Annotated in this window: 16 protein-coding genes; 12 read left to right on the plus strand and 4 right to left on the minus strand. The window is 68.1% G+C overall.

Annotated features, from left to right (window positions below; translation table 11 throughout):
• The first annotated feature begins 79 nt into the window (after positions 1 to 79).
• Complete coding sequence (locus M9917_RS15445; protein WP_297255113.1) at positions 80 to 346, plus strand: BQ00720 family protein; 267 nt, start codon at positions 80 to 82, stop codon at positions 344 to 346.
• On the opposite strand, the gene M9917_RS15450 is transcribed toward M9917_RS15445, so the two are convergent.
• Positions 333 to 1,049: an alpha/beta hydrolase gene (locus tag M9917_RS15450; protein ID WP_297257091.1), complete on the minus strand. Its 717-nt coding sequence runs from the start codon at positions 1,047 to 1,049 to the stop codon at positions 333 to 335. The two genes, M9917_RS15445 and M9917_RS15450, sit on opposite strands and share 14 nt — an antisense overlap.
• 170 nt (positions 1,050 to 1,219) lie before the next feature.
• Here M9917_RS15450 and M9917_RS15455 point away from each other — a divergent pair, with 170 nt between their 5' ends.
• The 4 genes from M9917_RS15455 (at position 1,220) to rplT (ending at position 3,902) form a co-directional block, all read left to right on the plus strand.
• On the plus strand, positions 1,220 to 2,437 hold the full coding sequence (locus M9917_RS15455) for a glycosyltransferase family 4 protein (RefSeq protein ID WP_297255115.1): 1,218 nt from the start codon (positions 1,220 to 1,222) through the stop codon (positions 2,435 to 2,437).
• A gap of 92 nt (positions 2,438 to 2,529) precedes the next feature.
• A complete protein-coding gene (infC, locus tag M9917_RS15460) occupies positions 2,530 to 3,072 on the plus strand; it encodes a translation initiation factor IF-3 (RefSeq protein WP_047575650.1) in 543 nt (180 codons plus the stop codon).
• A gap of 226 nt (positions 3,073 to 3,298) precedes the next feature.
• On the plus strand, positions 3,299 to 3,499 hold the full coding sequence (gene rpmI / locus M9917_RS15465; RefSeq protein WP_297255117.1) for a 50S ribosomal protein L35: 201 nt from the start codon (positions 3,299 to 3,301) through the stop codon (positions 3,497 to 3,499).
• Positions 3,500 to 3,527: 28 nt separating this feature from the next.
• Positions 3,528 to 3,902 (plus strand): 50S ribosomal protein L20, encoded by a 375-nt coding sequence (gene rplT / locus M9917_RS15470; protein WP_297255119.1) that lies wholly within the window; start codon positions 3,528 to 3,530, stop codon positions 3,900 to 3,902.
• Positions 3,903 to 3,965: 63 nt separating this feature from the next.
• Here the strand turns inward: rplT and M9917_RS15475 are convergent, their stop codons facing one another.
• Positions 3,966 to 4,727, minus strand: coding sequence for an LOG family protein (locus tag M9917_RS15475; RefSeq protein ID WP_297255121.1), 762 nt, complete (start codon positions 4,725 to 4,727; stop codon positions 3,966 to 3,968).
• A 95-nt stretch (positions 4,728 to 4,822) separates the two neighbouring features.
• On the opposite strand from M9917_RS15475, the gene pheS reads away from it, so the two are divergent.
• The 4 genes from pheS (at position 4,823) to M9917_RS15495 (ending at position 10,458) form a co-directional block, all read left to right on the plus strand.
• The gene (gene pheS / locus M9917_RS15480) at positions 4,823 to 5,905 is read left to right on the plus strand and encodes a phenylalanine--tRNA ligase subunit alpha (protein WP_297255122.1); all 1,083 of its coding nucleotides are present in this window, start codon (positions 4,823 to 4,825) and stop codon (positions 5,903 to 5,905) included.
• A 29-nt stretch (positions 5,906 to 5,934) separates the two neighbouring features.
• Positions 5,935 to 8,358 carry a phenylalanine--tRNA ligase subunit beta gene (pheT, locus tag M9917_RS15485; RefSeq protein ID WP_297255124.1) on the plus strand — a complete coding sequence of 808 codons (2,424 nt, stop codon included), beginning with the start codon at positions 5,935 to 5,937 and terminating at the stop codon, positions 8,356 to 8,358.
• A gap of 115 nt (positions 8,359 to 8,473) precedes the next feature.
• The gene (locus tag M9917_RS15490; RefSeq protein WP_297255126.1) at positions 8,474 to 9,385 is read left to right on the plus strand and encodes an alpha/beta fold hydrolase; all 912 of its coding nucleotides are present in this window, start codon (positions 8,474 to 8,476) and stop codon (positions 9,383 to 9,385) included.
• Entirely contained in the window at positions 9,382 to 10,458 is a 1,077-nt protein-coding gene (locus M9917_RS15495) for a tartrate dehydrogenase (protein WP_297255128.1), read from the plus strand. The genes M9917_RS15490 and M9917_RS15495 overlap by 4 nt, the downstream gene beginning before the upstream one ends.
• A 104-nt stretch (positions 10,459 to 10,562) precedes the next feature.
• On the opposite strand, the gene M9917_RS15500 is transcribed toward M9917_RS15495, so the two are convergent.
• Positions 10,563 to 10,736: a hypothetical protein gene (locus M9917_RS15500; protein WP_297255129.1), complete on the minus strand. Its 174-nt coding sequence runs from the start codon at positions 10,734 to 10,736 to the stop codon at positions 10,563 to 10,565.
• Here M9917_RS15500 and M9917_RS15505 point away from each other — a divergent pair.
• Both M9917_RS15505 and M9917_RS15510 read left to right on the plus strand, forming a co-directional pair.
• The gene (locus M9917_RS15505) at positions 10,714 to 11,418 is read left to right on the plus strand and encodes a TerC family protein (protein ID WP_297255131.1); all 705 of its coding nucleotides are present in this window, start codon (positions 10,714 to 10,716) and stop codon (positions 11,416 to 11,418) included. The two genes, M9917_RS15500 and M9917_RS15505, sit on opposite strands and share 23 nt — an antisense overlap.
• 22 nt (positions 11,419 to 11,440) lie before the next feature.
• Positions 11,441 to 12,181, plus strand: coding sequence for a TerC family protein (locus tag M9917_RS15510; RefSeq protein WP_297255132.1), 741 nt, complete (start codon positions 11,441 to 11,443; stop codon positions 12,179 to 12,181).
• Positions 12,182 to 12,193: 12 nt separating this feature from the next.
• Here the strand turns inward: M9917_RS15510 and M9917_RS15515 are convergent, their stop codons facing one another.
• Positions 12,194 to 12,802 (minus strand): 4'-phosphopantetheinyl transferase family protein, encoded by a 609-nt coding sequence (locus M9917_RS15515; protein WP_297255135.1) that lies wholly within the window; start codon positions 12,800 to 12,802, stop codon positions 12,194 to 12,196.
• A 277-nt stretch (positions 12,803 to 13,079) separates the two neighbouring features.
• Here M9917_RS15515 and M9917_RS15520 point away from each other — a divergent pair, with 277 nt between their 5' ends.
• Positions 13,080 to 13,952, plus strand: coding sequence for a branched-chain amino acid aminotransferase (locus tag M9917_RS15520; RefSeq protein WP_297255137.1), 873 nt, complete (start codon positions 13,080 to 13,082; stop codon positions 13,950 to 13,952).
• Positions 13,953 to 13,964 lie beyond the last annotated feature (12 nt).

A 13,964-nucleotide genomic window follows, 5' to 3' on the forward strand; every position in this document is an offset into this window, starting at 1 on the left:
CGTTCGCGGTTTTCGCATCTGTTCATCATTGAAGGCGCACTATCGAAACCGCATTCGCACTGCTCTGAAGGAGGGCGCGATGAAACAGGACAGGAATGCCGTTCAGACCAACCCGCTGACGCCTGCGGAATTCGCCGCGCTCGGCACCGGAGAGGTCGCCTATGTCAAGTCGATGACCTCGGACGAGCTGATGCGGATTTTCCCGCAGGCGCCCAAGATCGAGCCCGGCTTGCAGCTCTTCACCCTGCTCTCGGCCGATGGCGCGCCGATCCTGGTGACGGATTCGCGCGAGGCCGCGACCGCCAACGCCTGGGAGCACGACCTGAAGATGGTCAGCGTCCACTGAGGCCGGCCGCCATCCCGGCGACCGCCGCCTGCAGCCGCGCGATATCCTCCGGCGCGGACAGGCGATGGTCGCCGTCCTTGACGAGCGTCAGCACGACCGGATCGCCGCTGAGATGCTCGACGAGCTTCAGCGCCTGGCGCCAGGGCACGTCGGGGTCGCGCATGCCCTGAAGGATATGGACCGGGCAGCCGGCCTTGATCTCGCCGCCGAACAGGAGGTGGCGGCGCCCGTCCTCGATCAGGGCCCGCGTGATCGGCGTCGGCTCGGGCGAATACTCCGAGGGGCGCAGCCAGACGCCTTCCTCCAGAATCGTCCGGCGGATGGCATCGGGCATCTGCGCCCACATCAGCTCCTCGGTGAAATCGACCGCCGGCGCGATCAGCACGAGGCCCGCCGGCTGCAGGGCCGAGCCCGACAGCGCGCGCGCCGCGAGCAGGGCGATCCAGCCGCCCATCGAGGAGCCGACCAGGATCGGAGGCTGCCGGCACAGGCTGCGGATGGCGGCGAGCGCGTCGCCAAGCCAGTCGGACAGGGTGAAGCCGGCGAAATCGCCCTCGCTTTCGCCATGGCCGCCATAGTCGAAGCGCAGGCCGGCGCGGCCCTGCGCGCGCGCCCAGGCGGCCAGCGCCTCGGCCTTGGTCGCGCGCATGTCGGAGCGGAAGCCGCCGAGCCAGACGATGGGGGCGCCGTCGCCCTCCTGCATCAGGCAGGCGAGGCGGCGCCGGCCTTCGCCGATTTCGAGCCATTGCGGCGGCTGACGCTCCAAGGCAAATCTCCTGTGACGAATCAGGGGGCCGCGGCGATTAGAGGCTGCGGCAGCGATCCGATAGGGGCATATTCGTCTCCGTTCACGAAAGTCCAGACCAAGAGCGCATGTCCTTCAAGCCGGGTGCCCATCTTTCGCTGCCTTCGACAGAGACGCATCCGCTCGCGGGGCGGACGATCCTGCAGATCATTCCCGAGCTCGAGGCCGGCGGGGCCGAGCGCACCGCCGTCGACATCGCCAAGGGGCTGACCGATGCCGGCGCGCGCGCCCTCGTCGCGACCGAAGGCGGGCGTCTCGTCGCCGAGTTGCAGGCCAAGGGCGGAATCTGGCTGCCGTTCCCCGCCGCCTCCAAGAACCCGGTCGCGATGCTCCTCAACATCCGCAGGCTGGCGCTGCTCTGCAGGCAGGAAGGGGTCGAGCTGATCCACGCCCGCTCGCGCGCCCCGGCCTGGGTTGCGCTGGGCGCGGCACGGCTCCTGAAGCTGCCCTTCGTCACCACCTATCACGGCTCCTACAACAGCCGCTCGGCGGTGAAGACCCTTTATAATTCGGTGATGGCGCGCGGCGACGTGGTAATCGCCAACTCGGCCTATACCGCCGATCTCATCCTGGCGAAGCACCCGATCGCCCGCGACCGGATCAGGATCGTCAATCGCGGCACCAATTTCTCGGCCTTCGCCCCGGCGGCGGTCGGGGCCGAGCGGGTGCAGGCGCTGCGCCGCGCCTGGGGCGTCGAGCCGCATCGGCGCATCGTGCTCCTGCCCGGCCGGCTCACCGGCTGGAAGGGCCAGCGCGTGCTGATCGAGGCCGCGCGCCTGATGGCCGAGGGCGGCGACACCGACACCGCCTTCATCCTCGCCGGCGACGCGCAAGGGCGCGACGGCTACGTCAAGGAGCTCGATGGGCTGATCGCCAAGGCCGGGCTGGAGGGCCGCGTCAAGCGCGTCGGCCACTGCACCGACATGCCGGCGGCGATGCTGGCGGCCGCGGTCGTCGCGGTGCCCTCGACCGATCCGGAAGCCTTCGGCCGCGTCGCGGTCGAGGCGCAGGCGATGGGCACGCCCGTCGTCGTCTCCGATCTCGGCGCCGTGCCCGAGACCGTGCTGGCGCCGCCGCAGGCCACAGCCGGCGAGCGCACCGGCTGGCGCGTGCCGCCGGACGATGCCGCGGCCCTTGCGGCGGGCCTGGGCGAGGCGCTGGGCTTGCGCCCTTCCGCCCGCGATGCGCTGGCGCGGCGGGCGCGGGCGCATGTCGAGCGGCATTTCTCGCTGGAGGCGATGGTCGCCGAGACGCTCGACGTCTACTGCGCCCTTCTGGGAAGCTGAGGTTCCGCCGCGTCATCCATTGACAACGCGCGTCTTTGTGCAATGTGTCTGCGACAACGGCGCGAGCTGCGCCAAATACAGGAGAAGTCCCCATTCGCCGTCCGTACCGTGCCGCCCCGACCCCGACCAAGGAAGGTCCCCGCTCGAACCGTGACATCCGCGGGGTTCGCGAAGTCCAGCTCATCGACGATACCGGCGCCAACCGTGGCGTGGTCTCCTTCTTCGATGCGCTGAAGCTTGCCGAGGATGCCGGCCTCGACCTCGTCGAGATCGCCCCGAACTCCGTCCCTCCGGTTTGCAAGATCCTCGATTACGGCCGCTTCCGCTTCCTCGAGCAGAAGAAGGCTTCGGAGGCGCGCAAGAAGCAGCGCACCATCGAGATCAAGGAGATCAAGCTGCGCCCGGGCATCGACAAGCACGATTACGACGTGAAAATGAAGGCCATGCACGGCTTCTTCGAGGAGGGCGACAAGGTGAAGGTCACCCTGCGCTTCCGCGGCCGCGAGATGGCGCATCAGGATCTCGGCGTGAAGGTGCTGGAGCGCGTCAAGGTCGATACCGCCGAGATCGCCAAGGTCGAGAGCGACTGGCAGCTCGAAGGCCGCCAGATGGTGATGGTGCTCGCCCCGCGCTGAGCCCGGGCCGAGCGGGTTTTTCGGAAAGGGCGCGCCTTTAGGGCGCGCTTTTTCGTTGCTGCGGCGAGTTGATCCTTGCCAGCCGGCTGCTTTTCTGCGATAGGCCCGGCCTTCGATCGCCCGGCTGATAAGGGCTGCCGTGGCGGTCGTTCTTTGCTTCCTGAAAGCAAGACATTGGCTCAAAGCCGCCGCAAGGCGCGCGGGCCTACGATCGATAGGAGCTGAAATGCCCAAGATGAAGACCAAATCGGCCGCCAAGAAGCGGTTCAAGATCACCGGAACCGGCAAGGTCCTCTATGCCCAGGCCGGCAAGCGTCACGGGATGATCAAGCGGACCAACAAGCAGATCCGCAATCTTCGCGGCACCACGACCCTGTTCGAGGGCGATGCTGCCAACGTGAAGAAGTTCTACCTCCCCAACGGCTGACGCCACCTGAGTAACCGGAGATCATGACATGGCTCGCGTGAAACGGGGCGTGACCGCCCACGCCAAGCACAAGAAGACGCTCAAGGCCGCCAAGGGCTTCTATGGCCGCCGCAAGAATACGATCCGCGCCGCCAAGGCGGCCGTCGATCGCTCGATGCAGTACGCCTATCGCGACCGCAAGAACAAGAAGCGCTCCTTCCGCGCGCTCTGGATCCAGCGCCTCAACGCCGCGGTACGCGAGCACGGCCTGACCTATTCGGTCTTCATCGGCGGCCTGATCAAGGCCGGCGTCGAGCTCGACCGCAAGACCCTCTCGGCCATGGCCATCGACGACGCCGCCTCCTTCGCCGCGGTGGTCGAGACGGTCAAGGGCGCGCTGGGTGCCGAGGCCAAGGCCGCCTGAGCGGCTTTGCATCGCTGAATTTGTAGAAAGGCCGGCGGCGACGCCGGCCTTTTTCCTTGGCGGCTACGTCTGCACGCTGCCGTTGTGCGGCGGGTCCCAGCCGTCGCCTGCGCCGTCGACGATGCGCTGGTAGGTTTCCTCCGGCGTATCGGCATAGGCGAAGAGCTTCAGGTCTTCCGGGCGGATGAAGCCGGCCTGCGCCATCGTCTCGAGGTTGAGCAAGCCCCGCCAGTAGCCGGAATCGTAGAGCACGATCGGCACCGGCCCCATCTTGCCGGTCTGGACCAGCGTCATGATCTCGAACAGCTCGTCGAGCGTGCCGAAGCCGCCGGGGAAGACGACGAGCGCCGCCGCGCGCATCGCCAGATGCATCTTGCGCATCGCGAAATAGTGGAAGCGGAAGGTCAGGTCCGGCGTCGACCAGGCGTTCGGCTCCTGCTCGTGCGGCAGGGTGATGTTGAAGCCGATCGAGAGCGCGCCGGCCTCGGTCGCGCCGCGATTGGCCGCCTCCATGATGCCCGGCCCCCCGCCGGTGGCGATGACGCGGTAGCGCCCGGCCTCGCCGTCGCGCAGCGCCCCGCCGCGCTCCGAGGCGATCCGCGCGAACTGCCGCGCCGCCTCGTACCAGGGATTGCCCTCGCGTACGCGCGCCGAGCCGAAGACGACGATGGTCGAGACCACGCCGCGCAGGCGCAAATGGTCTTCCGCCTTCTGGTATTCCAGCATGAAGCGGGCGCCGCGGGTCGAATCGCCGAGGATGAAATCGGGATCGAGCGCGGCGAGCCGATAGGACGGCGATTCCTTCTGGGCAGTGGCGTCGGGCAAGGCATCCTCCTGATCTCGTCGCTTCGCTCTGGCATAAGCCGGCCGTTCCCGCTAGAACGCGCCCGTTCCCACGACTTCAAAGCTCGCGACCCTTCATGACCGACATCGCCACCCTGGAACGCGACACGCTCGCCGCGCTCGCTGCCGCCGCCGACGAATCCGCCGTCGAGGATGTGCGCATCGCAGCGCTGGGCAAATCCGGCTCTATCTCGGCGCTTTTGAAGACGCTGGGCACCATGACGCCCGACGAGCGCAGAGAGATGGGGCCGCGGATCAACGGCCTGCGCGACCGCGTGCAGGGCGCGATCGCCGCCCGCAAGGAGGCGCTGGGCGAGGCCGCGCTGGAGGCAAGGCTCGCCGCCGAGCGCGTCGACGTGTCGCTGCCGGTGCAGGACGGCCCCGAGGCGCGCGGCCGCATCCATCCGATCAGCCAGGTCATCGACGAGATCACCGCGATCTTCGGCGACATGGGCTTCGCCATCGCCGAGGGACCGGATGTCGAGACCGACGACCTCAACTTCACCAGGCTGAACTTCCCCGTAGGCCACCCGGCCCGCGAGATGCACGACACCTTCTTTTTCGCCCCGGATGCGAACGGCGAACGCAAGCTCCTGCGCACCCACACCTCGCCGGTGCAGGTGCGCACCATGCTCGCGCAGGAGCCGCCGATCCGCGTGATCTGTCCGGGCCGCACCTACCGCAACGATTCCGACCAGACCCACACCCCGATGTTCCATCAGGTCGAGGGGCTGGTCATCGACAAATCGGCCCATCTCGGCCACCTGAAATGGATCCTGGAGGAGTTCTGCAAGTCCTTCTTCGAGATCGACGACGTGAAGATGCGCTTCCGCCCGTCCTTCTTCCCCTTCACCGAGCCCTCGATGGAGGTCGACATCCAGTGCTCGCGCAAGGGCGGCGAGATCCGCTTCGGCGAGGGCGAGGACTGGCTGGAGATCCTGGGCTGCGGCATGGTCCACCCGAACGTGCTGAGGAATTGCGGGGTCGATCCGGAGGTCTATCAGGGCTTCGCCTGGGGCATGGGCATCGACCGCATCGCCATGCTGAAATACGGCATGCCGGATCTGCGCCCCTTCTTCGAGGCGGATGTGCGCTGGCTCAGCCATTACGGCTTCCGCCCGCTCGATCTGCCGACGCTCACCGGCGGCCTCTCCTCCTGACGATCCGGCAAAGCTGACCCGATAGCGCGATGAAATTCACGATTTCCTGGCTCAAAGAGCACCTCGACACCGATGCCTCCGTCGCGGAGATCACTGATGCCCTGACCCGCATCGGCCTGGAGGTCGAGGCGATCGAGGATCGCGCCGCCGCGCTTTCGGCCTTCACCATCGCCTATGTCGTCGAGGCGAAGCAGCACCCCAATGCCGATCGCCTGCGCGTCTGCCTGGTAGATACCGGCGCGGGCGAGCCCGTGCAGGTCGTCTGCGGCGCGCCCAATGCCCGCACCGGCATGAAGGGCGTGTTCTCCCCGCCCGGCAGCTATATTCCGGGCAAGAAGATCACGCTCGGCAAGGGCGTGATCCGCGGCGTCGAATCGAACGGCATGCTGGTCTCGGAAGCCGAGCTGGAACTCTCCGACGACCATGACGGCATCATCGAATTGCCGGACGATGCCCCGGTCGGTGAGCCCTACGCGCCTTATGCCGGGCTCGACGACGCCGTGATCGAGATCGCGGTGACGCCGAACCGCGCCGATGCGCTCGGCGTCGCCGGCATCGCCCGCGACCTCGCCGCCGCCGGCCTCGGCAAGCTGAAATCAAAGCCTGTGCCGCCGGTGCGCGGCGCCTTTCCGTGCCCGGTCAAGGTCACGCTCGATTTCGCTGACGAGGACCGCAAGCTCTGCCCGGCCTTCGCGCTGCGCCTCGTGCGCGGGGTGAAGAACGGTCCCTCGCCGGACTGGCTGCAGGCGCGGCTGCGCGCGGTGGGCCTCAGGCCGATCAACGCGCTGGTCGACATCACCAATTTCATGACGCTCGACCGCAACCGGCCGCTGCACGTCTTCGATGCCGCCAAGGTCAAGGGCAACCTCACCGTGCGCTGCGCCAAGCCGGGCGAGACGATCCTCGCCCTCGACGGCAAGACCTATGCGCTGAGCGACGAGCAGGTCGTCATCGCCGACGGGAACGGCGTCGAATCGCTCGCCGGCATCATGGGCGGCGAGGCGTCGGGCAGCAGCGAGGCCACCACCGACGTGCTGATCGAGAGCGCGCTCTGGGACCCGCTCAACGTCGCCCGCTCGGGCCGCGCGCTCGGCATCAACTCGGACGCGCGTTATCGCTTCGAGCGCGGCGTCGATCCGGACTTCACCCGCCCCGGCCTCGATCTCGCCACCGCGATGGTGATCGAGCTCTGCGGCGGGCAAGCCTCCGAGATGGAATTCGTGGGCGAAATACCCGACAGCCCGGCCGCGATCGACTTCCCCTGGTCTGAGGTCAGGCGCCTGACCGGGCTCGACCTGCCGCAGGTCGAGATGAAGCTGGCGCTGACCTCGCTCGGCTTCCATGTCTCGGGCGCGGGCGACCGGGTCAAGGTCGCAGCCCCCTCCTGGCGCGCCGATGTCGGCGGCAAGGCTGATCTGGTCGAGGAGATCGTCCGCATCGCCGGCCTCGATCGCGTCGCCGCGACGCCGCTGCCGCGCATCCGGGGCGAAGTGATCAAGCCGGTGCTGACCGTGCTCCAGAAGCGCACCCGCCTCGCCAAGCGCGCGCTCGCGGCGCGCGGCCTCGTCGAGGCGGTGACCTGGTCCTTCATTTCGCATGATCAGGCCAAGCTCTTCGGCGGCGGTTCGCCTGCGCTCGCGCTCGCCAACCCGATCGCGGCCGATCTCTCCGACATGCGGCCCTCGCTGCTGCCGGGGCTGATCCGCGCCGCGCAGAGCAATGCCGATCGCGGCTTTCCCGATGTCGCGCTGTTCGAGGTCGGGCAGGTCTTCAAAAGCGACGAGCCGGAGGGCCAGCTCGTCGCGGCCACCGGCCTGCGCCGCGGCACCGCCCGCCTCGGTGGCACCGGCCGGCATTGGGACGGCGGCGTGAAGCCCGTCGACGTCTTCGACGCCAAGGCGGACGCGCTCGGCCTGCTCTCGGGGCTCGGCGTTCCGACCGGCGGCCTCCAGCTCGTCGCCGGCGGCCCCGCCTGGGCCCATCCCGGCCGCTCGGCCACGCTGCAATTCGGCCCCAAGGGCGTGATCGGCGCCTTCGGCGAGGTCCATCCCCGGATCCTCAAGGCGCTCGACGTGAAGGGGCCGCTCATCGCCTTCGAGATCCATCTCGATGCGCTGCCGCCGCCGAAGCACCGGCCGACCAAGGTCAAGCCGAAGCTTTCCCTCTCCGAATTCCAGCCGGTGACGCGCGATTTCGCCTTCATCGTCGACAAGGCGGTGGCGGCCGGCGAGATGGTCAAGACCGCGCAGGGCGCCGACCGCGCGCTGATCGCCTCCGTCGGGGTCTTCGATCTCTATGAGGGGCAAGGCGTCGATGCCGGCCGCAAGTCGGTGGCGCTGGCTGTCACCCTGCAGCCGACCGAGAAGACGCTGACCGAGGCCGAGATCGAGGCGGTGGGTGCCAGGATCGTCGCCGAGATGAGCAAGCGCCACGGCGCCACCCTGCGCGGCTGAGGGGGCGGGCGAGGGTGGCGCTTCCCACCATTGGTCAGGATTGTGTAATAATCCGTGGGGGAAATCCCGGCCCTTTCGGGGTATCCGGTGACCTGTTCTTGCCTCTCCCGATTCCATGCCCCTCGCCGAACGCCCTGTCACGGACAATCTGTTTCCCGGGTTTCGCCTGCTCGACGTTAAGACGTCGGGCACGCTGATCCGCGTGCGCACCGGCGGCGAAGGGCCGCCGCTCCTGCTGCTGCACGGCTATCCGCAGACCCATGCGCTCTGGCACGAGGTCGCGGCGCGGCTGAAGGACCGCTTCACCCTCGTCTGCGCCGATCTGCGCGGCTATGGCGACAGCGGCAAGCCGGAGAGCGACGCCGCGCACGCTCCCTATTCCAAGCGCGCCATGGCGCAGGATATGGCAGAGGTGATGAGCGCGCTCGGCCATCAGCGCTTCTGCGTCGGCGGGCATGATCGCGGCGCTCGCGTCGGCCATCGCCTCGCGCTCGACCATGCCGACCGCGTCACCCGTCTCGCCACGCTCGACATCGCGCCGACGCGCGAGATGTATGCGCATACGACCGACGCCTTCGCCCGCGCCTATTGGCACTGGTTCTTCCTGATCCAGCCCGCGCCCTTCCCGGAGCGCATGATCGGCGCCGATCCGGAGGCGTATTGGCGCAAGAAATGCGGTTCCGGCTCGGCTGGCATGACGCCTTTCGCCCCCGAAGCCCTGGCTCACTACCTGCGCTGCTTTGCCGATCCGGCGGTGATCCACGGCTCCTGCGAGGATTACCGCGCCGCCGCCACCATCGACATCCGCCATGACGACGCGGATGGCGGGCGCAAGCTGGCGCAGCCGCTGCTCGCGCTCTGGGGCGCCAACGGCATCATCGGCAGATGCTTCGACCCTCTGGCCTTATGGCGAGAGCGTGCGCAGGATGTACGCGGCCATGCCCTGTCGGGCGGCCATTATCTGGCGGAGGAGGTCCCCGATCTCGTCGCAGCCGAGTTCAGGGCCTTCTTCGGAGACGACGCATGACCGGGACCAATCGCATCTACCGCATCGCCGTCATCGCCGGCGACGGCATCGGCAGGGAGGTCATGCCCGAGGGCCTGCGCGTTCTGGAGGCGGCGGCGAAGAAATTCGGCTTCGAGCTCAGGCTAGACCAGTTCGATTTCTCCTCCTGCGACTACTACGCCCGGCACGGCAAGATGTTGCCCGACGACTGGAAGGAGAAGATCGGCGGCCATGACGCGATCTATTTCGGCGCCGTCGGCATGCCGGCGCAGGTGCCGGACCATGTCTCGCTCTGGGGCTCGCTGCTGCTGTTCCGGCGCGAGTTCGACCAATACGTCAACCTCAGGCCGGTGCGGCTGATGCCGGGCGTGCCCGGCCCGCTCGCCGGCCGCAAGCCCGGCGACATCGATTTCTTCGTCGTGCGCGAGAATACCGAGGGCGAATATTCCTCGGTCGGCGGGCGCATGTATGCCGGTACCGAGCGCGAGATCGTCATCCAGGAGACGGTGATGAGCCGCGTCGGCATCGACCGCGTGCTGAAATACGCCTTCGAGCTGGCGAGCCGCCGGCCGCGCAGGAAGCTGACCTCGGCCACCAAGTCGAACGGCATCTCGATCACCATGCCCTATTGGGACGAGCGGGTGAAGGAGATGGCGAAGCATTATCCGGACATCGCGGTCGACCAGTACCATATCGACATCCTGACCGCGCATTTCGTGCTGAACCCGGACCGTTTCGACGTCGTCGTCGCCTCGAACCTGTTCGGCGACATCCTGTCCGATCTCGGCCCCGCCTGCACCGGCACGATCGGCATCGCACCATCGGGCAACATCAACCCGGCCGGCGACCATCCGTCCCTGTTCGAGCCGGTCCATGGCTCGGCGCCCGACATCGCGGGGCAGGGCATCGCCAATCCGGTCGGCATGATCTGGTCGGGCGCGATGATGCTCGACCATCTCGGCGAGCACGAGGCCGCCAAGGGAATCGAGGCGGCGATCGAGCGCGCGCTCGGCGATGCCCGCACCCGCACCCGCGACCTCGGCGGCGCGCTGGGCACCGAGGCTGCCGGCAAGGCGGTCGAGCAGGCGCTCTAGGCGATGTGGACACTTGCCCTGCCGCTGTCATTCCGGGGCTTCGCGCAGCGAAGAACCCGGAACCCACGACCGGGTGAGGGGCCCGCAACCGGACAGGAACTGTCCTACCCGGTCGTGGGTTCCGGGTTCGCGCCTGCGGCGCGCGCCCGAATGACAATGGTGGCGCCGGCCGGGAAGGATTCGGCAATTGTCCGCACTGCCCAAGGTGGTTCGGCGATGACGTTTCCCGAGAAAATAGCCTGAGGTTTTTGGAACATGGACTTGTCGTCGGTTTCCATCGTCGATCCGCTGGTCTGGGGGAAGCTCGCCGAGATCGTCCTGCTCAACATCGTGCTCTCGGGCGACAACGCCGTCGTCATCGCGCTCGCCTGCCGCGCGCTCGCGCCGCAGCAGCGGGTGAAGGGCATCGCCCTCGGTGCCGGCGTCGCGGTCATGCTGCGCGTGCTGTTCACGGTCGCGATCGCCTCGCTGCTGAACGCGCCTTTCCTGCGCCTGCTCGGCGCGGTCCTGCTCGTCTGGATCGCGGTGAAGCTCATCGTCGAGGAAGAGGGGCAGGACGAGAATGCGGTCGCCGCCAGCAACAAGCTCTGGAAGGCGGTGCAGACGGTGGCCGTCGCCGACATCGTCATGAGCCTCGACAATGTGCTGGCGATCGCCGCCGTCGCCAGGGATTCGCTTCCCTTGCTCGTCGCCGGCCTCGTCCTCTCGGTCCCGCTGATCGTGCTCGGTGCCTCGCTGATCACCGGCCTGCTGGCGCGCTTTCCCGTTCTGGTCTGGGCGGGGGCGGCGCTGCTCGGCTGGGTCGCGGGCGAGATGTTCGAGAGCGACCCCTGGCTGATCGCCCGCTTCGGTGAGGATCTGCTGCGGAAGCTCGAATATCCGGCTGCGATCCTGGGGGCGCTGCTGGTGCTCGGCCTCGGTTATCTGATCAAATCGCGCCGGCCCGATCCGGCTCATTGACCAAAAAAAGGGCAGACCGCCGATGGATTTCACCTCCTCCACCTTCTGGGTGTCGCTGCTTCAGATCATCTGGATCGATCTCCTGCTCTCCGGCGACAATGCGATCGTCATCGCGCTCGCCTGCCGCTCCCTGCCGGAGAACCGCAAGAAGATCGGCATCTGGCTCGGCGCCGGCGCCGCCGTCAGCCTGCGCATCGTCTTCGCGCTGGTCGTGACCTATCTGCTCGGCGTGCCCTATCTGAAGATCGTCGGTGGCATCCTGCTGTTCTGGATCGCGATCAAGCTCGCCGTCGGCGAGGAGGAAGCGCACGGCAACATCGAGGCCAGCGAAAGCCTGTGGAAGGCCGTGCGGACCATCGCCATCGCCGACGCCGTGATGAGCCTCGACAACGTCATCGCCATCGCGGCGGCCGCGCGCGGCCATGCCGAGCTCTTCATCTTCGGCCTCCTGCTCTCGATCCCGCTGATCATCATGGGCGCGCAGCTCCTGACCTCGATCATCGAGCGCTTCCCGATCCTGGTCTGGGCCGGCGCGGCGCTGCTCGGCTGGATCGCGGCGGAGATGATCGTCGGTGACATCGCCGTGCTGGGCTGGCTCCAGGCGAACTGGCCGAACTGGGTGGTGCCGGTCGCGACCGATGTGAGCCCGCTCGGCATCGGCCCGGCGAACCTGCCGCATTACACGGCGGCGGTGGTCGGCGCGGTCTTCGTCTGCGCCGTCGGCTACATGCTGAGGAAGAAATCCGTCGACCAGCCGGGCTGAGGCCTCAAGGCCTCAGGCGAGAACGATCGCGGCGGCGGCCAGGACGTTCCGGCCGCCGTCTTCGATGAGGCGGATCTCGCCGGAGGCCTCCGCCCGGCGCAAGGGATCGGCGACGCAAAAGCGCCCATCCGACGAAAGGAAGACGGAAAAGCTCTCCGGCGCCCGGGCGAAGCCGGTGCCGAGCGCCTTCACATAGGCTTCCTTCGCGGCCCAGAGGCGGGCGAAGGCGAGGGGACGGGCGGCGGGCGCAGCCCTGTCCAGAAGCTCCCGCTCCTGCGGATGCAGCAGATCGAGCGGCGGCGGGGCTTCCGCCTCGACCGCCTCGATATCGACGCCGAGCGGGTGGCGCGCCAGCCCGATGGCGACGATGCCGGCCCGCGTCGCCAGCGACAGATGCAGGCCGGGCGCGTCCGGCAGGGCGATGAACGGGCGGCCCGCGGGATCATGGCCGATCGCGACCTCGCTGTCCCGGCAGCCGAGCTGGCGGGCCAGGATGCGCCGTGCCGTGCCGCGCCTGAGCGCGGAGCGCTCCGTCAGATCGCGCGGCTTCTCGCCCGTCCGCACGAGCCAGACAGCGGGCAGGGCAGGGGCTATGGCATCGGCATGATCGGACCAGTGCATGGCTCCTTCTCCAGAGCATTCTCGAGCGAAGTGGACACCGGCTCGCGTGAAGAAAATGCGATAAAGCAAAGGCCTGGAGCAATTCTGCGATTCGGGGAATTGCGGAATCGCTATAGACCATGCCGCGGGCGACGGGGCGAAGGATCAGCGATCCATCACCTCTTCCGATCGCTTCCATCACATCCCGTCATTCCGATCGGCGCCGCCGCATGTTGACTGCGGGCGGTGGCGGGAGGACGCTGCGGCACGGTAGGATCGGCTGGAACGGAGCGCCGCCATGGCATGGTATTCCCAGACCTGGACCTGGCTCGACGGCGCCTGGCACGAGGGCAATCCCGGCATCGTCGGCCCGCGCAGCCATGCGCTGTGGCAGTGCTCCTCGGTCTTCGACGGGGGCCGCTATTTCGACGGCGTCGCACCCGACATCGACCTGCATGCCGCCCGCGTCAACCGCTCGGCGCTGGCGCTCGGCCTCAACCCGACGGTCACGCCGGAGTTCATCGTCGAGACGATGCATGAAGGTGTGCGCAAATTTGCGCCGGGCACGGCGCTCTACGTCAAGCCGATGTACTGGGCCGAGGCCGACGGCCCCTCGACCATCATGCCCGATGCGGACTCGACCCGCTTCGCGCTCTGCCTGTTCGAGGCGCCGATGCCGGGCCCCGGCACCGGCTTCTCCGTGACCAGGGGCGCCTATCGCCGCCCGACGCAGGAGACCGCCCCGACCGATTCCAAGGCGGGCTGCCTCTATCCGAACAACGCCCGGGTGCTGCGGGCGGCCAGGGCCGCCGGCTTCGACAACGCGCTGGTGCTCGACATGCAGGGCAATGTCGCCGAGACCGCGACCTCGAACGTCTTCCTCGCCAGGGACGGCGTGGTCAGGACCCCGGTCCCGAACGGCACCTTCCTCAACGGCATCACCCGCCAGCGCGTCATCAGGCTCCTGCGCGCCGACGGCGTGCGCGTCGAGGAATGCAGCCTGCGCTACGAGGATTTCGCTGAGGCCGACGAGATCTTCACCTCGGGCAACTACGCGAAATGCGTGCCGGTGACGCGCATCGACGACCGCGTGCTCCAGCCCGGCCCGCTCTTGCGCCGCGCGCGCGAACTCTACATGGACTTCGCCCACGGCAAGGCGAAGGCCGCCTGAGCCGGAGGGCCG

Source organism: Bosea sp. (in: a-proteobacteria), from assembly GCF_023953965.1.
Taxonomy (GTDB): domain Bacteria; phylum Pseudomonadota; class Alphaproteobacteria; order Rhizobiales; family Beijerinckiaceae; genus Allobosea.